The sequence below is a fragment of the bacterium genome (genome assembly GCA_024224155.1).
GTDB lineage: Bacteria > Acidobacteriota > Thermoanaerobaculia > Multivoradales > JAHEKO01 > CALZIK01.
Map to the genome: position 1 here is coordinate 1 of JAAENP010000504.1, position 18,971 is coordinate 18,971.

Consider the following 18,971-nt stretch of genomic DNA (forward strand, 5'->3'; position numbering starts at 1 on the left):
CTCGATGGCCTTGTTGACCGCGCGCACCAAGTCGAAGACCGAGGCCAGAGCCTTCGAGACGTTGAGGTCGTCGGCGAGCGCGGCGGCGAAGTCGGTGTCGAGCCGGGCGATCGCGGCGGGGAGTCGACGGTCGACACCCTTCGCTTCGCTCGAGGGCGAGCGGGGGTCGACCGCTGGGGGATTCGTCGCTTCGCTCAGAAGGACAGGCGGGGATGGGGCGTCGGCCGCTACATCCTCTTGCGCGGCGACCGCTACACCCTCCACCGCATGCTCGAGGGCGAAGCGCATCTGGTCGACCCGGCGCAGCGCGGCGGCCGCGTCGTCGAGGCCGGCGAAGGTGAAGTTGAGCTTCTTGCGATAGTGCACCGAGAGCAGCATGTATCGAAGCGCCCGCGGCTCGGCGCCTTTCTCGAGCAGTTCTTTCAAGGTGTAGAAGTTCCCGAGCGACTTCGACATCTTCTCGCCGTCGACGATCAGGTGCTCCGAATGCAGCCAGTAATTGGCGAACGGCTTGCCGGTTGCCGATTCGCTTTGGGCGATCTCATTTTCGTGATGAGGAAAGATGTTGTCCACCCCACCGCAATGAATGTCGAAGGTCTCGCCCAGGTACTTCATGCTCATGGCCGAGCACTCGAGGTGCCAGCCCGGCCGGCCCGGGCCCCAAGGCGAGTCCCAGTGGGGCTCCTCGGGCTTGGCGCCCTTCCACAGGACGAAATCCCGGGGGTCCTCCTTGCTGTACTCGTCGTCCGCGACCCGCTCCCCCGGGCGAACCTGGTCGAGGTCGAAGCCGGAGAGTCGCCCGTAGTCGTCGTCCTCCGAGATCCGGAAGAAGATCGAGCCCTCGCTCTCGTAGGCGTAGCCCTTCTCGACCAGCCGTTCGACCAGCGAGATCATCTCGGCGACGTGCTCGGTGGCCTTGGGATAGCACTCGGCCGGCTCGACGTGGAGGGTCTCGAGGTCTTCGAAAAAGGACTCGATGAACGGCCGGGTGTAGTCCTCGAGCGAGAGGCCCCGTTCTCGCGCGCGCTCGATCGTCTTGTCGTCGACGTCGGTGACGTTCATCACCTGAAGCACTTCGTAGCCCAGATAGCGCAGGCTGCGACGCAGAATGTCTTCGTAGACGAACGTCCTGAGGTTGCCTATGTGGGCATGGTCGTACACCGTGGGGCCACAGGTGTAGAGCCTGACCTCGTCGGCTCGGACCGTCTCCAGAGCCTCGAGCCGCCGACCGAGGGTGTTGTAGAAGCTGGGGCGCGGCCGCTCGGCTCTCACCTGTCACTACTCAAAGAACCAGCGCCTCTTCCTCTCGCAGGCGGCGGAGGTGTCGTTTGGCCTTCTCTTTCCGCAGTCCCGTCAGATGATCGACGAACAGGACACCGTTCAGGTGGTCGATTTCGTGGCAGATCACGCGAGCGAGGAGATCTTCGGCGTCGAACTCGATCGTCTCGCCCTCGAGATTCTGCGCGCGCACGTGGACTTCGAGGGGCCGATCGACTTTCTCGGTAAAGCCGGGGATCGAAAGGCAGCCCTCGGCCAGATGATCGGTGCCGGTCTCGTTGCTGAGCACGGGGTTGACCAAGATCAGCTCGGCATCCGGATCCTCTCCGCCGGTGGCATCGACTACGACCAGGCGCTTCTCCACTCCGATCTGGGGCGCGGCCAGGCCGACGCCGATGGCGGCGTGCATGGTCTCGACCATGTCCTCTGCCAGCTTGCGCAGATCTTGAGCGAAGGCGGTGACCTCGGAGCAGTCCACTCGGAGGACTGGGTCCGGGTAGAGGCGAATCGGGCGCACGCTCATGAGGTCTCGGCTGCTTTGAGCTTGCTCACCGAGTCGGCGACCTCGGCGTCGAGCTCTTGCATCCGGAGCGCATTGAGGAAGCCCCGCGGGTCCTCTTCGCCGAGCAGGGACTTCTCGAGACCCTCGCGGCTGAGACCGAGGACCTTGGTCGCCACCTTGGCGCGATAGGTCGCCGGCCAGGGCATGCGCTTGAGAAGTGCGCGCTCACCGACCAGGTCGCCGCCGCGAAACGTTCGCAGGTCGGTGGCGTTGCCGGTCGCGAGCTCCACCTCGGCGGCCAGCTCACCGGTCAGAATCACGAAGAGCGTTTCTCTCGACGCTCCCCGCTCGACCAGAACGTCACCTTCCTGCAGGCGCTGAATCTGAAACAGCGGAAAGACTCTCTTGAGCTGGTCCCGAGAGAGCACTTCGACCAACGGCCCCTGAATGAGGTCGGACCAATGCTGGCGGATTTCCACAGCCCAGGCCACGGTCCCCAGGGCGCCGACAATCACCTGACGCCGATGCTCGAGCTTCTTGGCCCTTTGAATCGCCGCCATCTTGGCCTGGAGCTTCTCCTCATGGGGGATCATCCGAGCCAGCTTCGCCACCAGGGCGTAGCCCTTGTCGAAAAAACCCTCGGCGGTGTAGCGGTCGGCGACCGAGAGGTACTCCTCGATCGCCTCGGTCGGCTTCGAGGTCTTCAGGTAGAGGTCAGCCAGTCGGATTCTAGAGCGATAGTCGCCCTTGTTCTTGGAGACCCGGTTCTTGAGCCGGACCAGCGCCTCGTCGTAACGCTCGAGGGTGATCAGGTCATCGATGCTCAGATCTTCGTCGGAGGCGCTCGATCGCGAGCTCGCCTTGCCGGCGGCCGAGGTCATGCTGTTGAGCCAGTCTTTCAGTGCCAAACCGAGTACCTGTCTGTGGAGTGAGTGCCGTGCGTCTCAGGGAGAGGACGCTCCCCCGGGTACGCTGGGTATCGACGATGGATTATAGCCTCACCCCCTGCCATACGCTGCCGGACAAGTGATTTCTTGCCTGGTACGACCCTTGCAGTTTTGAGGGTCGGCGCTACGCTAGAACAACAAAAGCGCCGGAACCCGAGAGGGGGCGGACCATGACCAGGATCAAACCCAACAGCGAAAAGAGCCGGAGCCGAAGCGTCGTGCTGGCTGTCGAGTCAGGCCTCGGCACCTCGATGCTCCTGACTCTTCTGGTTCTCGCCCTGGCGGCTTGGATCGCGTCGCCGCTGGGCGCGACCACCACCGATGCCGAGGCGGACGCCTACGGTTTCGTCAGCCGAGTCGAGGGAGACGCGCTCCTGGCAGGCCTCGAAGGCGACGACGCGGTCGAGGCGGAGATCAACCACCCGCTCCTGACCGGCGATCAGATCACCACCAACTCGGGGCGGATCGAGGTCGTGCTGCCCGATGGCTCGATCGTGCGAGTCGGTCGCGGAACCACCGTGGTCTTCGAGACGCTCGCCGGGGCGCCGGATTCCCCGGACGCCGAGATCGGGGCAAGCAGCTATCTGACACTTGACGAAGGTGAGCTCCAGATCCGAACACCCGAGACCTTCTACGGCGGTGAGGAGCTGATCGTCGGCACCGCGAACGCGACGATCTACCTGGCGGCCGCCGGTAACTACCGAATCGCCGCACAGAGCTCGAGCTTCAGCGAAGTCGTGGTCCGCGAGGGATTCGCCGAAGCCGATACCCAGAGGGGCTCAGGCATTGCGCGGGCAGGCGAAGCCCTCGAGATCAGCGGCTACGGCCGCCCCTTCGTGAACGTCGTCGAGGCCGGACCGGCCGACGGTCTCGAGCTCTGGGCCGGGGACCTCGACCGGGCGGCCTATGAATCCGTGCCGGCCGACGTCGACCCGAGGCTCGCCTACGCCGCGGCTCCACTTCGAGGCTCGGGCGAGTGGATCGTGGTCGAGTCGCGCCGCGTCTGGCGGCCCTACGTTCGTGTCGACTGGCGCCCGTTCCGATACGGCCGCTGGGTCTATACGCCGAGCGGGCTGACCTGGGTCGCCAGCGCCCCCTGGGGCTGGGTCACAAGTCACTACGGTTCCTGGGACTACGTTCCCGGATACGGCTGGCTATGGCTACCCGGAAACGTCTACCTGCCGGGCGGGGTCTACTGGTACTGGGGTCCGACCCACGTAGCCTGGATCCCCCTCGGCTACTACAACCGGCACTATCGCTCGGGCTTCCGGTTCGGAGTCTACGGCTGGGCCGGCGGAGATTGGAGCTACTGGGCCGATTGGACCTTCTGCCCGACCCGCTACTTCGGTCGCCGGGGCTACGACCGCTACTGGAACTCGGGTCGCAACCTGGCCCGCGAGCGCCGGTTCGCGGTGCCACGAGGGATCGTGACCACCGACACTCGGGGCCTGGGGCCCGATCGCTGGGGCAAACCGACCGAGGCCATGAACACGCTAGTCAAACGCATTGACCCGCGCGGCGGCGCACGGAGCCTGCCCGATGTCACCGACTTCGTCGCCCGGCGCGAGCTCGCGGACGCCTACAAGGCGAAGGTGCTCGGACGCGAGACCTCGGCCCGCGAGCGCCTGCGACCGCTCCCCGAAGAGAGCAACCGGGGCCGCTTCACGACCCGCTCGGTCTCGGTCGAGCGCGATACGGGCGTGAGGTCGAGCAGCGGAACCCGGCGGATCGAGGGCCTGAACCGCGACCGTAGCGGCACCGGTTCCAGTAGCCGGCGGCGAGTCACTCCCCGGACCGAGACCGGCTCCAGGGCCGGCACCAGGATCCGCGAGGCCCAACCGCCGACCCGAACGCGGGCCGAAACGCGAGACGACGGCGAGCCGTCGCAATCGAGCAGCCGGGTGCGCAGCCTCGAAGGGTCACGCACCGAGTCGAGAGATCGCCCCATCGCCACGGAGAGCACTCCGGCACGGCGAGTGCTGGACAGAATCCGCGCGCATCGAGAGACCACGCGCGGCTCGTCCAAGGACTCTCGCGGCAAGTCGTCGAGTGCCAAACCGCCGAGCCGCTCATCGCAGCAGAGCCAGAGCAAGTCGAAGAGCGTCTCGCGAAGCTCCAGCGCGAGATCGTCGAAGGCTCCGGCGCGCGGCTCGGGCTCGTCGGCGCGCGGCTCCGGCTCGCGAAGCAGCAGCGTGAAGAAGGCCTCGCCGCCGTCCAGAAGCTCGGGTAGCCGAGCCAGCGGCAGCAAATCACGGTCGCGCTCACGTTCGAAGAACTGAGCCGAAGCCACAGGGGCCGTGCCAGCGTTCTGCCTCCGGGTCGGGCTACAATCAGTCGATGCGCTTTGGGACTCTGTGGCGGGCTCTGTTCGTGTTTTATTGCGCCGAGGCCGGCGCTTTTCTGTTGCTGGCGCCGTGGAGCACGCTCTGGGACCGAACGATCTTTCAGCTACCGATGCCACTCGTGCACGCGATCTACTTGCACCCGCTGTTCCGGGGCGCGATCAGCGGTCTCGGGGCCGTTCATCTGCTCTGGGGAGCGCACGATCTCGAGGATTGGCTGGCCAGGAGGCAGGCGCGGCGATGAAGCGAGTCCCCCGCCTGATGGCGATCCGCGGCCTGGACTCGACAGGCGAGTTGAGCCGCTGGGCGGCGCAGCTGGCGCGGGCCGGCGTCGACGGGATTCAGATTCGAGACCGAACCGCTTCTGATCGTTCGATCTTCGAGCACTGCAGTTCTGTGATGGCCGCGCTGGCTGCTCTGGATGAGCTGGATCAGCTGCCGGGGGCCACCAGCCTGCTCGTCAACCGCCGTCCCGACATCGCCGCCGCCGTCGGCGCGGCCGGGGTCCACCTGCCGGCTCGAGGCCTGCCGATCCGAGCCGTGCGCAAGGCCTTCGGCGAGGACTTCCTCATCGGTCGCTCCACCCATTCTCCGGGCGAGGTGGCCGAGGCCGCGCGCGACGGCGCCGACTACGTGGTCTTCGGCCCGGTCTATTCGACGCCCGAAAAGCTCCGATTCGGACCTCCTCGAGGCCTCGCCGAGCTCGCCCAGGCCTGCGCCGTCGGAATCCCGGTGCTGGCAATCGGTGGGATCGACCGGGAGCGCCTCGCCGAGGTAGCCTCGGCCGGTGCCTGGGGAGCGGCCGCCATCCGGATGTTCGATCGGCCGGAGGAAGCTACCGAGCTGGTCGAGGTAGCTATGCGACAATTCGCGCCCGCCGCGCATTCTGAGACCGTGCCCAATGCTTGAAACACGACCGAGCTCTCGCAAGCAGACCTACCTGCTTCTCGCCCTGGCCGTCTTCGTGCTCGACCAGTGGACGAAGTGGTGGATCGAAGCCAACCTGGCGCTTCACCGCCCGCTAGAGGTCATCCCCGGGTTCCTCAATCTCACTCACGTCCAGAATCCCGGTGTCGCCTTCGGTCTCTTTGCGGGTTTCGACAGCCCGGTTCGCACCCTGCTCTTGAGTGCGCTGGGAGTGGCCGCGCTCGGTGTCGTGGCCTTCTACTATGTTCGCATCGACTCCAGTCAGCGCCTGCTTCTGGTAGCGCTGACTCTCATTGTCGGCGGCGCGGTCGGCAACCTCACCGACCGCCTTCTCTCGGGCAGCGTGACGGACTTCATCGACGCCTACTTCCAGAGCTATCACTGGCACACCTTCAACGTCGCCGACAGCGCGATTACGATCGGAGTCATGCTGATTCTGTGGGACTCATTTCGGCCCGGTGCCGGGAAAGAGAGCCCCGAGGAGACCGTTGCAGGCTGATCGCTGGAAGTCGTCGCCCTCGGCAGCCGGGCAACGGCTCGACGTCTACCTCGCCAAGGTCTACAAGACCAGCCGAAGCCAGGCGGCGCGCTGGATCCAGGACGGGCTGGTGGCTCTCGGCGAAAAGGACGCCAAGCCGGGTCTCAAGCTCGAGGGCGGCGAGTGGATCTCCTGTGAGCCGCGCGCTCCCAGCCAAGACGGTCGAGTCGAGCCGGAGGAGGGACCGCTCGAAGTGCTGTTCGAGGACGACCACATCGTCGTCCTCGACAAGCCGGCCGAGCTGGCGGTCCACACGGGCGCTGGAAGATCCTCCGGGACGCTGGCGAACCGGCTACTGGCCGCGTATCCCGAGATGGCCGCGGTCGGAGGACCCGGCCGACCCGGTATCGTGCATCGCCTCGACCTCGGGACCAGCGGCGTCTTGGTGGCTGCGCGCACGGCGGAAGCCCACCGGACTCTCGCCGAAGCCTTTGCCGAGCGCGCGGTCCGCAAGAAGTACCTGGCGATCGTTTTCGGAACTCCGCCGAACGGAGAGGGCACGATCACCGCGCCGATCGCGCGCCACCCGCAGCGACGCAAGGAGATGACCGTACTGCTCACCGGGCGGCCGGCCGAAACCGGCTATCGGGTACTGGCTTCCGCCGCAGGCCTCTCCTTTCTGGAGCTGGCTCCGGTCAGCGGTCGTACCCACCAGATTCGGGTCCATCTCAAGCACATCCGGCACCCGATCGTCGGCGATCCGGTCTACGGCGAGGCGCGCTGGAAAGACCTCCCGAGGGCGCGGCAGAGGCCGCTCAGGGAGTTCGAGCGGCCGGCTCTTCACGCCTGGCGGCTCGAGTTCCGTCACCCACTCTCCCACCAGCCGTGCCGCTTCGAGGCACCGCTGGCCGCGGACATGGCCGAGCTGTGGTCGGAGGCCACCGGGGCGGAAGTGCCAGGACACTCGCAAGCCTAGTGGAGGTATCCCTCGCTCCGCTCGAGGGCAAGCGGTGGTCGACCGCTACAACCCACTCGGGCATCTCCGATGCGTGTCTTAGAGCAACGCCTCGAGAGACTCGTGGGGGCGATCCTGCGACTCCGCGACCGGTTGGCAGGTGATGTGACCGCCGTAGGTGTTGACACCTTCGTAGAGGCCCCGATTCTCCGCCACCGCCTCGCGCACGCCCTTGGCCGCCAGCGCCAGCGTGTATGGAAGGGTCGCGTTGACCAGCGCAAAGGTCGAGGTCCGCGGGACCGCTCCGGGCATGTTGGCGACGCAGTAGTGCAGGACGCCGTCGACGTCGTAGACCGGTTCTGAATGCGTCGTTGGGCGCGTGGTCTCGAAGCACCCCCCCTGGTCGACCGCGACGTCGACGATCACCGATCGGGGCTTCATGTGACGCAGGTCCTCACGGGTCACGAGCTTGGGCGCAGATCTTCCCGGGATCAGCACCGCGCCGACGAGAATGTCCGCGCGCTGCATGCCCGAAACCAGGTTGTGGTGGTTGCTTGCGACCGTGTTGACCCGGCCGTGGAAGATGTTGTCCAGCTCCCGCATGCGCCCGATGCTGGTCTCGAGAATGGTGACGTTAGCGCCGAGTCCGAGCGCGATCTTGGCCGCGTTCAGTCCCACGATGCCGCCGCCGATGATGACGACGTCGCCCGGTGGTACGCCGGGTACGCCCGAAAGGAGGGTCCCGCGACCGCCGTAGGGGCGCTGCAGATAGTAGGCGCCCACCAGAACCGCCATCCGACCCGCGACTTCGGACATCGGCGTCAGCAGCGGCAGGTAGCCGTTGCGGTCAGTGATGGTCTCGTAGGCGATGCCGGTGACCCGTTTCTCCAAGAGCGCGTCGGTGAGCTCGGGCAGCGGCGCCAGGTGAAGATAGGTGAAGAGAACCTGCTCCTCGCGCATGCGCGAGTACTCGACCGCGATGGGCTCCTTGACCTTGACGACCATGTCGGCCGTGCCCCAGACTGCATCAGCGTCGGCGACGATCTCCGCGCCCGCGTCTTCGTACTCCTCATCGAGGATGCCGCTACCGGCGCCTGCGTCCTTCTCGATCAGTACCCTGTGACCCTCCATGGTCAGCGCCTTCGCGCCGGCCGGGATCATGCCGACCCGGTACTCGTGGTCTTTGACCTCTTTGGGAACCCCGACGATCATCGATCAGGCCTCGCTGCCCATTTCCACTTTGCCTTTGAAGAAGGCGCCGTCGGCAATCACGACTCGAGGCGATTTGACGTCGCCCTGGACGCTGCCCTGGCCGAGAATCTCGATCATCTCGGATCCGGCCACGTTGCCTTTGACTCGGCCGCCCACCTTGACGGTGCGCGCTTTGATCTCCCCGCTCACGTAACCGCTGGCTTGAATCGTGACCGTCCCCTTCACGATCAGCTTGCCGTCGACCTCGCCGGCGATCACCAGGTCGCTACTACCGGTAATCTCGCCGCGAAACTTCGATCCCTTGGCGACCTGAGTGGTGCCCGAAGCCTCGGGCTGGGAAGCACGTGTCGGATTGGGCCGCATGGCCGCGGCAGGCTGATTTGATTCCATCTCTTCTTCTTTCCGGAAAAGGGACATTGATTCTTCCTTGCGTCTTGCGGAGGCGCTCCAAGCCGCGTCCTCGGGTCGAAACCGTGCGATTTTATTGGAGCGGGCAACGGGACTCGAACCCGCGACATCAAGCTTGGGAAGCTTGCACTCTACCAACTGAGTTATGCCCGCCCGAAGCTCGAGCGAACTTAGCTTAGCCTCTCTCGGGCGTCAAGCGGACCGTGAGTTATACTTTCGCGGTATGAGTGGTTCGAGCGATCGACCGGGCACACCGTACTTCTTCCCGGATCGCGAAGTCTCGGCGGCCGAGCTGGAAGCGATCCTGAGCGGCTCGGACCGCGAGCAGAAGTGCTGGGCGATCTCCCACATGCTTCGCTACGCCCAGTGGGACGACATCTGGGGCTACGTCACCCGCGAAGAAGTACGCGAGCTGTTCCCGGACCTGGATCTGCCGGACAACCTCCGCCAGGCCTGGGCCCGAATGCTCAAGATCGAAGCCCCCGTCGGCTGAGCGAACCAGCGCTATCAGGGGATGGACTGCTGTAGCGGTCGAGCACCGTCTCGACGACTACCCCTTTTCGAGAACGACCTCGAAGAGCCAGGGCCAGTACTTGCCGGTCAGGAGCACGGTGTCGGTCTCGGGCCGGTAGGCGATGCCGTTGAGGACCTCAAAGGCAACCCGCCCCCCCGGCGCCCGCAGACCGCCGGCGTCGATGGTCGCGGTCACCCGACCGGAGCGCGGGTCGATGCGCAGAATCTGGTCGCGGTACAGGACGTTGGCCAGGATCCCCCGTGGCGTGCACTCGAGCTCATTCAGAAGCTCGACAGGGACTCCCTCGAGCAACACTTGAAACCGGCCGCGGACCGCGAATGTCTCCGGGTCGTGCCGCCAGAGCGTCGCGGTCCCGTCGCTGCGGTAGAGCTCGCCGTGGCAGAGCGTCAGTCCCCAGCCCTCGCTTTCGTAGGAGAATTCTCCGAGACTGGCGAAATCGCCGAGGTCGAAGCGAAGGGCGCGCCCCGCCTTCCAGGTCAACCAGATCAACTCGCGTCCGGAATCGGAATCGACGAGCGCCAATCCCTCGCCGAACAGGCTCGGCTCCAGCGAGATCTCCTGTTCGACCTCTCCGCTCTCGAGATCCCAGCGGCGCAAGCGCGACTCACCGTATTGTCCGGTCGATTCGTAGAGCTTGCCTCCATGCCAGAGCAGCCCCTGGGTGAAGGCGCCGGGATCGTGCGCGTACCGAGCCACCACCGAGACCCGCAGCCTGGCTGGAGCCGTCGCCGCGCTCGCGGGCCCTTCTCCCGAGGCGCCCCGAGCCGGGGTCGACTCCGGATCCCGAACCGTGGCAGCAACCGGAGTCCCGGCGCCGGGCGTCGGTCTCGCCAGATTTCCGGAAGTCCCGAACCAGACCGCCAACGCCACCGCCACCGGCAGCAACCAGAGCCAGCGAGTCAAGGGGCCTCCCCGCAACCCTCTAGGCGTCTTCCCCGCCGTCATCCAACGACCCGGCGTTCGCCACGCGCCAGAGGTAATAGCCGAGAGCGACCATGGCAGCGGTCGCCAGCCAGGGCGCCGCGGCGCCGGCCCACTCGAAACCGATTCCGGCGGGAGGCGAGCCGCGTGTGAAAGCCACCGCCGCGATGGCGACGCCCAGCAGGCCTTCTCCGCCCACCAGACCGGATCCGAAGAGAATGCCGCGCTCCCTTCTGGACGACGCCTCGGCTTCGCTCGACGCGCTGCCTTCGGCGCGCCACCGGAGCAAGCCACCGAAGAACAGCGGCACCATGGTCGAGACCGGCAGGTAGACCCCGACCGCGAACGGCAGGCTGGGAATCTTGAAGGCCTCGGCAACGAGCGCGATCCCCACTCCGATGCCGACCAACCCCCAGGGCAGGGAGCTTTGCAGAACGCCCTCGATCACCAGGCTCATCAGGGTGGCCTGTGGCGCCGGCAGCTCGGTGGTTCCGAAGCCGTAGGCTCGATCCAGCAGGATTACCGCGAGGCAGACGAATACGGCCGAGGTCAAGACGCCGATCAGCTCGCCCGTCTGCTGGCGCCGCGGCGTCGCGCCGAGCAGAAATCCGGTCTTGAGATCCTGCGAGGTATCGCCGGCGATCGAGGCGGCGATCGCCACCACGCAGCCGACGGTGAGCGCCCCGGCCTTGCCCGCGTCTCCGGTCCAGTCCATGATCAAGAAGACGCCCGAGGTCGCGAGAAGAGTCGCGATCGTCATGCCGCTGGTCGGATTCGACGTGACTCCGACAAGTCCGACGATGCGCGACGACACCGTCACGAAGAAGAAGGCCGCGATGACGACCAATATCGCGGCCACGGCCCGCGGCAGGAAGCTCGGCAGCGACGAGAACACCGCCGGCACGAGGGCGAGAACCAGAGCGATGGCCCCGGCGCCGATGCCGATCACCCGAAGCGGCAGGTCTTGCGCGGTTCTGGGAATCTCCAGGCCCCTTGCGGCCAGGCGCTCGCGCATCTGCCGGCTGCCGATCTTGAAGCTCTCGATCATCATGGGCAGGCTTCGCAGCAGGGTGATCAAACCGCCGGTCGCGACCGCCCCGGCTCCGATATAGCGCACGTAGCGAGTCCAGATGAGCCGCGGAGTCATCTCGCGAATGATGAGCTCGGTCTCTGGATAGAACGGCGCGGTCAGGCTGGCTCCCCACCAGTCGATGGCGGGGATGATCACCAGCCAGGACAGGAGTCCGCCCCCGACCATGACCGCCGCGATCCGGGGCCCCAGGATATAGCCGACGCCGAAGAGCGCCGCCGACACCTCGAAACCCAGCTCGCCCTTGCGCAGGAAGGGAACGTGGAAGTGCACCGAACTGGGCAGGGCCTTGGCCCAGCCAACGAGCGCCTTGAACGCCGCACCCACGGCCAGGCCCTTGAAGACGTCATGGGCGCGGCTGCCGCCAGCCTCGCTCGCGACCAGCACCTCGGCACAGGCCGTGCCCTCGGGGTACGGCAAGTTGCCGTGCTCGCGCTGAATCAGGAACTGGCGCAGCGGCACCATGAACAAGACTCCCAGCAGGCCGCCGCACATCGCCAGCAGCGTCATCTGCAAGAGAGACGGGGCCAGGCCCCAGAGGAAGAGCGCCGGCAGGGTGAAGATGACTCCGCTGGCGACCGAGCTCGAAGCAGAGCCTACGGTCTGCGAGAGATTGGCCTCGAGAATCGACCCCTGGATGCCGACGCCTTTGAGCAGGCGAAAAGCCGCAACCGTGATCACGGCCACCGGGATGGACGTCGAAATGGTCAGCCCCACGCGCAAGCCCAGATAGGCGTTCGCGGCGCCGAAAACGATCCCGAAGAGGATGCCGGCGACGATCGCCTTGCCAGTGAACTCCGACGGAGTCTCGACCGCCGGAACAAACGGATCGTAACTCTCATCTGGACCCAGCGGCTTGTAGGCCTTGACGCTAAGGCCCTTGCTCGCTCGGCTCGCCTGGCTCGCGTGACTCGTATGACTCGAATCGCTCATCTCGGGCCTCCCATCGAACAGTCTTGCAACGCAAAGGCGGAGTTATGCGGCGTGATCCCGATTGGAGACCCGGGCGGAATCTCGGGCGGGCTGGTCTGCTCCGAGTCATCGATCGAGGTCCGGTCGAGGAACCGCGAGGCCGTCGACTCGAGCCAGGCCGCATGGGCTCCAGCCGCGGGTTTCACATTGTCGCGGATACGACGCAGACTCGACTCGGCTTGGGCACGAACCGAGGGCGCGGCGCCGGCGTCGGACGCCAGATCGATCAACCCACGCACGACCACGCCCCGAGTCGCCCGTCGGATCTCGACCTCGCGGGAGCTTTCGTCAGGGCCAGCGTCGAAAGCGGCCTCGAACAGCCGATCGAGGACTTCGTCGAATCCCGGTAGATCGCTTGCCCGGCGGTTGAGATCCACCAGACGAGCGGCGCGCTCGGGCTGCAGCAGAGCCTGAACGACCAGATCGGCGGCCGTTTCGGCGGCGCCAATTGCATCGAAGGCTGGAGCGGTCCGGTGCTCGAACAGCTCGCGGTTGTCGCCGTAGCCAAAGGGCCGCGGCGCCAGCAGCCCGAGAATCGTCTCGGGCAGATCGAGAGCTTCGATCGACAAGGCCGACAGAACCACCTCCAGTGCCCGGCGCTGGTCCGCGGCCGGAAGCGGCTCGACTCCGTGCTCACCGTCACCCCTCAGCGCATAGGAATAGTCGAGGCCGCCGACCATCTTGACCGCCGCCTCGAGCTGGTAGCGGTGCCGGAAGTACACCGTGGCCAGGACCTCCTCGAGCAAGCCGAGCGGCGAGCCCTCGGCGATGTTGCCGGCGCCGAAGTTCTTCAAAGCGACGCGGCGCACCTCGAGCTCTTCGGCGAGCTGTTGCGCGGCATCGGTGCCGTTGTCCCAGAGGCTGGCGATCGGCTGGGCGGCACCCGGCGGCCGGGCGGCCTCGTCGCTGAGAAAAAGGAGCCCCCTGTCCAGGCTCTCTCTGACGATGGTGTCCAGACCGATCGCCTCGCTTTCGGCGTCCCCAAATTCCGTGTATGCGTAGCGCGTACTATGCACGTCCCAGGCGCCGGCGCCGACCGCGTAGGCCGCGCTCACGTCCAACTCGCCGTCGGCGGTCGGTCGCACCCAGGGTGCCGGGTAGTCCATCACCGAGGCGCGTCCATAGGTGCTGGCGGCGAAATTGTGGGCGAAACCGAGAGTGTGCCCGACCTCGTGGGCGGAGAGCTGGCGGATGCGGGCAAGAGCCAGCTCGATGGGATCGTCCGGATCGCCGCTCCCGGTCTTCTCCGTGCCCAGAAGTCCTTCGAAGATCAGCCGGTCCTGTCGCACTCGAAGTGAGCCCAGGCTGACATGGCCCTTGATCATCTCGCCACTGCGGGGATCGACCACGCCACCGCCGTACGACCAGCCACGGGTCGAGCGATGCACCCACTGAATCACGTTGTAGCGAACGTCGAGCGGATGGACTCCGTCGGGGAGTAGCTCCACCCGGTAGGCGCCCGGGAATCCCGCGGCCTCGAATGCCCGCTCCCACCAGGAAGCGCCTTCGATCAAGGCGCTGCGCACCGGCTCGGGAGCCCCCGAGTCGACGTAGTAGACCAGTTCGGAGTCTGGACCACCGAGGCTCAGGCGGTGCCGCACGATCCACCGTTTCTCGATCGACTCATCCAGTGGCGCGGCATAGTCCTGGAAGGAGATCGCGAAGGAGCCGGCGCGCGGATCGAACTCGCGCGGACGGTAGCCGTCGTCAGGAAGCCGGATCAGGGAATGGTGCTGAACCAGTCCGAAGGCCTCCCCGATTGGAACCGTTCGAGATACCAGCGGACCGGGAGACTCGGAGACGAAGGTGAGCAGGGCCTCGAATTCCAGGTTGTCGGGGAACGCCAGGCAGGCCGAAAAGTCGACCGCGCTGCGCTCGGTGTCCAGGCGATACTCGCCTTGATCGGCCCGCTCGAGCTGACGTGTGACACCGTGAGCGTCACGTACCAGAAAAGACGTGAAGTCAACCAGGCTCCTGCCGTCCGGCGCTTCCTCTTCGATCTTTCCGGCCCACAAGACCGAGTTGGCGAACGACTGGCGAGTCGCCCTGCGCTCGCGCTCGTCGTTCGACAGGGCCCGGAAGCCGAGGTTGGGTTCTTCGACCAGGAGCCGGTTGCCCAGCCGCCGAAGAACCACCAGACGGCTGGGACCCAGCTGCCCCCGGTCCAGGCCGATCGGATTCGAGCCGAGGCCGGTCAGGAGACCTTCGACGTACAGGTACTCTCCGATCACGCCCTCGGCCCCGGTGTCCTCTGTGGACTCCCCGGGCGCCGGTAGCTCGAGCCAGACCTTGCCCTCTTTGCGGTCGAGGTGAAATGTCAGCAGGCCCTCCCGGGCTTCGGTGGCGGCGAGCCGCTTCGCGAAGGCAGCGGCTGATTCGGTTCCGGCCGGCCCGCCGGTGGTGCCCACGCTCGCGCAGCCCAATGCCGCCGCCAGCGCGGCTATCGGCGCCAGTGCCGCCAGGGCACCCACGGTCTCTGCCGCAGTTCCTGTTCGGAGCCACTTCAACTGCAATGGATCTCCCTCTTCTTGGTCTGGCCGGTGGGCCGATTCGAACGAACCGGGCGATCCTACCGCAGGCCTTCGAGCAGCCGGCCTCAAGAGGTTACCGGTGTCTCGTTCGCGGATTCGGTGGCTTTGGTGGAAAGTCGGAAGGTCACCGCCAGCCCTCCCTGAGCACGATTGCAGGCGTGGATCGCGCCCTCGTGCTCTTCGGCGATTCTGCGCGCGATCGCCAGCCCCAGTCCGGTGCCCTGCTCTTCGGTCGAGAAGTAGGGGTCGAAGATCCGCGGTAGAAGCGCCGCCTCGACTCCCGGGCCGTCGTCCTCGACCTTCACCTCGACATACGGCTTGCCGGAATCCGACGCGCTCGAGGACACCGTGATCTTGACCTGGCCGCCGCCTCCGGACGCCCGAATGGCGTTCTCGATCAGGTTCCGGATCGCCCGGTTCACCAACCGGGCATCGAACTCCGCCTTGGTGACGCCCTCCCCGACCTCGAGGCTCACCTCGACCCCAGGGGGCTGCGCCGAGCGGTAGCTCTCGACGAGTTTTCGGACCTCTTGCGCAACATCACCGGGCTCTCGCTTGATCTCCGGTATTCGGCTGTAGGTAGAGAAATCGGAGGCAATGTGGCCAAGCTCATCCACCTGCTCCAGGATGTTCGAAGTGCAGCGCTCGAAGACGTCCTCCAACTCCTCCGGCCGGCTGCGATAGATCTCCCGGAGATGCTCCGTGGAGAGACGAATCGGTGTCAGTGGGTTCTTGACCTCATGGGCGATGATCCGAGCCATCTCCGCCCAGGCCTCGAGCCGCTGCGCGCGCAGCACTTCGGTCACGTCCTCTATCACGAAGAGCGCGGTCGGCTCACCCGCGCTTTCGATGGGCACCCATACCAGGGACCACTGCCCGTCCTGATCGCGGTCCCGCCCGAGTTGAACCGTGGCCTGGCGCAGCTCTCGCCGGGACTCCCGAACAAAGCCGGCGACGCTGACCAGCTCCTCCCGATCTTCGAGCGCGGCGATCAGTGGATCCCCGACGCTCAGTCCCAGAAGCTGGTGCGCGGTTCGGTTCAGCAGCAGCACGTTGCCGTCGCGATCCACCGACACCACGCCGGCGGTGATGTTGTCGACGATCCGATCGACGACCTCCTTCTCGCGTAGCAGACTCACCCGCGCGTCCGAGATCTTCACGGCCATCCGATCGATGGCCTCACCCAGGCTCGCCAACTCACGATCCTTCGGTTCGTAGCCCAGCTCGGGAGCGCCCTGCGCGATTCGCTGCGTTCCCTGGACGATCTCCATGATCGGCTCGGTGAAGGTGCGCATGAAACGCCGGCCGAACGCGAGCAGTAGCAAGGCGGTCGCGATGGCGACGATCAGGACCCGCCGGCGCATCGTGGCGATGTCCATCGCGGCCTCTTCCTCCTGCGCCAGCAACGGCATCGACAGGAAGAGCTGAATCGCGTCCGCGGGCACGCCGGGAACCGTCAGAGGGGCGTAGAACTCGCGGTACTCGGATCCCTGCGCTCGGCTGGTTCGCGAAGCCAGACCCGACCCGCCCAGGGCCAAGCGCGAGTAGATCTCTCCGGGGATTCGTGCCGGCAGGATGCCGGCGGAGAAAAGCTCCCGTTTACTGGAGGCATAGAGCTGGCTTCCCCAGTAGAGGTTGACCTCATGATGAACCGCATCCGAGAGCCAGATCAAAAGCTCGTCATCGAGCGTGGTCTCGATCCCGAAGCCCGGATCCAGGGCCAGAACGTAGTCGCCCAGGATTCGCTGCGCCGACTCGAGCGCGGCCTCCCCCGCCGCGAGCTGCTGATCGAGAACTCGCTCGCCCACCAAGCGGAACACGAATCCACTCAGCAGAAGAACCGGCACCACGAGCAATCCGGTCGCGAAGATCAGCATCCGCCGCGAGTAGGAGTTCCAGGACTCCCTGGCCAGTGTCCGAAGCTCGCCGAATCTCGCGCGCAACGAGATCCCAACAAGTACCGCCAGAAAGACCACGAGGAGCGGACTGAGAGCATGGGTGGCGATGCGCTCGAAACCGCTCAAGAGCGAAGGTATAGGCAGGAAAACCGCGCGCCAGCCATCCTCGGAGCGCTGGGCGAACACCGTAACCTGCGCGCCGGCGGTCTCGAGCCTTCGCGGAGGTGATCCGTCGGCAGCGAACTCGAGATTGCCGGCACCCTTCCACGGAGCCACTCGCACCCGCCCGTCGGATTCGTAGAAGCCCAGGTCTACACCGCCAGGCAGCTGCTGTCGAATGACGGCCAATTGGGGATCCCCGCGCAACAGGCCGGCCGCCAGCCCGCCGGGTCTGGCCGAGGGCCTCCGAAACCCGGGGCCCGGCAGGAAGTAGTACCGAGCCAGCCCTTCGGATCCAGCACCGAAGCGCACCGGCGCGGCTCCTTGAATCAGGGCCTCCTCCCATCCCGGCATACTCAACGGCTCACGGAGCCCACCGGCGTCGCCGAGCGTGCCTTCCTCGGACATCGGAAGACCGAACGAGAACACCGACACCGGCTCCAGGTCGTACTCGACCGCCACGCTGGAGAGACCGCGACGCTCGGCCAGTGGCGACTCCCGCCAGATTGCGAACGCCAGATCTTGCACATCCAGCTCGCCGGTCGGATCGACGAAGCCGTCCCAGGCAGACTGCTCGAAGAACGACTCGAGATCACTCGACTCCTGGTCAAGCTCTCCCTGGCTGGGCGGCGCCAGATCCACACGGACGGCGGCTTCGAGCAAGCGGTCGACCGAAGTGTGAAAAGCGATCTCCCAGGACAGAGCCGCGACCAAGCCGGCAAAAAGCACTCGCCGGACATCGAAAACGACACCTCTGCGAATTGCCAGGCTGGCGGCGATCGCCCCGAGCGCCAGGAGCAAGGTGCCCGCTATCGGAAAGGAGTGCACGGCCGCCCCGGCCAGGAGAGCTCCGAAGCCGGCCACGGCCCAGCGAGAAGCGGATGACTGCTCGTCGACACCCCGTTCTCTTGCCGGCAGCAGTGCCAGGGCGACAAGGAACAACGCCAGTCGCACCGAGAACTCAGGCCAGTCGCCTACGAACCGGCTCCCCAGGTCGAGCGGGCCGAGTCGCCGCTGCAAAAGGACAGCCGACAGGAGGAGCACGACGACACTGAGAATGCCCTGGGTCACACATGCCCTCGACGAGCGTGGACGCAATCTCGGGCTAACCAGGAACAGAAGCGCGAGCGACAACATCACCGCCGCTTGCACCTCGAGCGGCAGAGCCAAGGCGGCGCCCAGTGCAACGACGGCGCCTGCGAACAACAGAACCGCTCGACGATTGCGTTCCATCCCCTCGCCGCTCGGGAAGCCCCGAACGCCTCCCAGTGCAAACAACGCGAGCAGGACGAGCGCGGCCCCGACCAACACGGCCTGCCAGGCTTGGAGCCGACCGTCTTCGGCGGCGCGATCGACCCCGGCCTCTCCCATCTCGAGGCTCGTTCCGACCACCAACCGCCAGGGATTCGGACCTGCTTCCACCGGCCTCACCGCAGCCCAGGTCACCGCGGTGTACCCGGCACGCTTGATCCGTCCCGTCACCGGCAGATCGGCCGGGTCGAACTCGTGGACTAGACCACGGCCGGACCAGGCGACGGCCAGTCCGTCCGGATCGGTCAAAAGCCAGCTCCATTGAGGACGCCCGGAATGGGCCGCGCGTTCTTCGAGCGTGCGGAAGGCCGCCAGACGCTCCTGTCTACCGAGACCGACCGGTCCGAGGATCGCCGCCAGCCCTTCGGCCTCCGCGTCGAGCTCGGCCAACAGATTCTCTGACACTCCGGCCGGGCTTCGAGACGCCGCCGAATCCGCGCGCTCCCGACTCATATCGACGACACCCAGGGCGAGCGCGAGCAGGACGAGCGCGGCCCCGACCAAC

15 protein-coding genes and 1 tRNA gene are annotated in these 18,971 nt (G+C 66.2%); 6 read left to right on the forward strand and 10 right to left on the reverse strand.

The annotated features are described in order from the left end of the window. The 3 genes from GY769_23635 to GY769_23645 form a co-directional block, all read right to left on the reverse strand. A partial coding sequence (locus GY769_23635) for a cysteine--tRNA ligase (GenBank protein MCP4204912.1) occupies window positions 1-1,272 on the reverse strand: 1,272 nt, incomplete at its 3' end. A gap of 10 nt (window positions 1,273-1,282) precedes the next feature. Beyond that, the gene (def, locus tag GY769_23640; protein ID MCP4204913.1) at window positions 1,283-1,801 is read right to left on the reverse strand and encodes a peptide deformylase; all 519 of its coding nucleotides are present in this window, start codon (window positions 1,799-1,801) and stop codon (window positions 1,283-1,285) included. After that, window positions 1,798-2,688, reverse strand: a complete 891-nt coding sequence (locus GY769_23645; protein ID MCP4204914.1) for a cyclic nucleotide-binding domain-containing protein — start codon at window positions 2,686-2,688, stop codon at window positions 1,798-1,800. The genes def and GY769_23645 overlap by 4 nt, the downstream gene beginning before the upstream one ends. 209 nt (window positions 2,689-2,897) lie before the next feature. Between GY769_23645 and GY769_23650 the strand changes: the two genes are divergently transcribed. Genes GY769_23650 through GY769_23670 form a run of 5 tightly spaced genes read left to right on the forward strand, consistent with a single transcriptional unit; the run spans window position 2,898 to window position 7,450 of the window. Then, a complete protein-coding gene (locus GY769_23650; protein MCP4204915.1) occupies window positions 2,898-5,006 on the forward strand; it encodes a hypothetical protein in 2,109 nt (702 codons plus the stop codon). A 58-nt stretch (window positions 5,007-5,064) separates the two neighbouring features. After that, complete coding sequence (locus GY769_23655; protein ID MCP4204916.1) at window positions 5,065-5,313, forward strand: hypothetical protein; 249 nt, start codon at window positions 5,065-5,067, stop codon at window positions 5,311-5,313. After that, the gene (locus GY769_23660; GenBank protein ID MCP4204917.1) at window positions 5,310-5,978 is read left to right on the forward strand and encodes a thiamine phosphate synthase; all 669 of its coding nucleotides are present in this window, start codon (window positions 5,310-5,312) and stop codon (window positions 5,976-5,978) included. Before GY769_23655 ends, GY769_23660 begins: the two co-directional genes overlap by 4 nt. Beyond that, on the forward strand, window positions 5,971-6,495 hold the full coding sequence (lspA, locus tag GY769_23665; protein ID MCP4204918.1) for a signal peptidase II: 525 nt from the start codon (window positions 5,971-5,973) through the stop codon (window positions 6,493-6,495). Before GY769_23660 ends, lspA begins: the two co-directional genes overlap by 8 nt. Continuing rightward, a complete protein-coding gene (locus tag GY769_23670) occupies window positions 6,485-7,450 on the forward strand; it encodes an RluA family pseudouridine synthase (protein ID MCP4204919.1) in 966 nt (321 codons plus the stop codon). Before lspA ends, GY769_23670 begins: the two co-directional genes overlap by 11 nt. Window positions 7,451-7,528: 78 nt before the next feature. Here GY769_23670 and ald read toward each other — a convergent pair whose 3' ends face one another. From ald to GY769_23685, 3 genes are all read right to left on the reverse strand, one after another. Further along, complete coding sequence (ald, locus tag GY769_23675) at window positions 7,529-8,641, reverse strand: alanine dehydrogenase (protein ID MCP4204920.1); 1,113 nt, start codon at window positions 8,639-8,641, stop codon at window positions 7,529-7,531. 3 nt (window positions 8,642-8,644) lie between these two features. Beyond that, a complete protein-coding gene (locus tag GY769_23680) occupies window positions 8,645-9,031 on the reverse strand; it encodes a polymer-forming cytoskeletal protein (protein ID MCP4204921.1) in 387 nt (128 codons plus the stop codon). A 95-nt stretch (window positions 9,032-9,126) separates the two neighbouring features. Then, window positions 9,127-9,202, reverse strand: a tRNA-Gly gene (locus GY769_23685). Between the two features lie 70 nt (window positions 9,203-9,272). On the opposite strand from GY769_23685, the gene GY769_23690 reads away from it, so the two are divergent. Beyond that, on the forward strand, window positions 9,273-9,542 hold the full coding sequence (locus GY769_23690) for a hypothetical protein (protein MCP4204922.1): 270 nt from the start codon (window positions 9,273-9,275) through the stop codon (window positions 9,540-9,542). 57 nt (window positions 9,543-9,599) lie between these two features. On the opposite strand, the gene GY769_23695 is transcribed toward GY769_23690, so the two are convergent. The 4 genes from GY769_23695 to GY769_23710 all read right to left on the reverse strand — a co-directional run. After that, window positions 9,600-10,487, reverse strand: a complete 888-nt coding sequence (locus GY769_23695; protein MCP4204923.1) for a glutaminyl-peptide cyclotransferase — start codon at window positions 10,485-10,487, stop codon at window positions 9,600-9,602. Window positions 10,488-10,506: 19 nt separating this feature from the next. After that, complete coding sequence (locus GY769_23700; protein MCP4204924.1) at window positions 10,507-12,528, reverse strand: oligopeptide transporter, OPT family; 2,022 nt, start codon at window positions 12,526-12,528, stop codon at window positions 10,507-10,509. Continuing rightward, window positions 12,525-15,074: a DUF5117 domain-containing protein gene (locus tag GY769_23705; GenBank protein ID MCP4204925.1), complete on the reverse strand. Its 2,550-nt coding sequence runs from the start codon at window positions 15,072-15,074 to the stop codon at window positions 12,525-12,527. The genes GY769_23700 and GY769_23705 overlap by 4 nt, the downstream gene beginning before the upstream one ends. Window positions 15,075-15,163: 89 nt before the next feature. Then, on the reverse strand, window positions 15,164-18,971 hold a 3,808-nt coding region (locus GY769_23710), incomplete at its 5' end, for a PAS domain-containing protein (protein ID MCP4204926.1).

Coding starts and splice junctions, on each gene's coding strand:
- GY769_23680 (MCP4204921.1), bottom strand. CDS start 9,031: ATGGAATCAAATCAGCCTGCCGCGGCCATGCGGCCCAATCCGACACGT.
- lspA (MCP4204918.1), top strand. CDS start 5,971: ATGCTTGAAACACGACCGAGCTCTCGCAAGCAGACCTACCTGCTTCTC.
- GY769_23690 (MCP4204922.1), top strand. CDS start 9,273: ATGAGTGGTTCGAGCGATCGACCGGGCACACCGTACTTCTTCCCGGAT.
- GY769_23655 (MCP4204916.1), top strand. CDS start 5,065: ATGCGCTTTGGGACTCTGTGGCGGGCTCTGTTCGTGTTTTATTGCGCC.
- GY769_23660 (MCP4204917.1), top strand. CDS start 5,310: ATGAAGCGAGTCCCCCGCCTGATGGCGATCCGCGGCCTGGACTCGACA.
- def (MCP4204913.1), bottom strand. CDS start 1,801: ATGAGCGTGCGCCCGATTCGCCTCTACCCGGACCCAGTCCTCCGAGTG.
- GY769_23650 (MCP4204915.1), top strand. CDS start 2,898: ATGACCAGGATCAAACCCAACAGCGAAAAGAGCCGGAGCCGAAGCGTC.
- ald (MCP4204920.1), bottom strand. CDS start 8,641: ATGATCGTCGGGGTTCCCAAAGAGGTCAAAGACCACGAGTACCGGGTC.
- GY769_23700 (MCP4204924.1), bottom strand. CDS start 12,528: ATGAGCGATTCGAGTCATACGAGTCACGCGAGCCAGGCGAGCCGAGCG.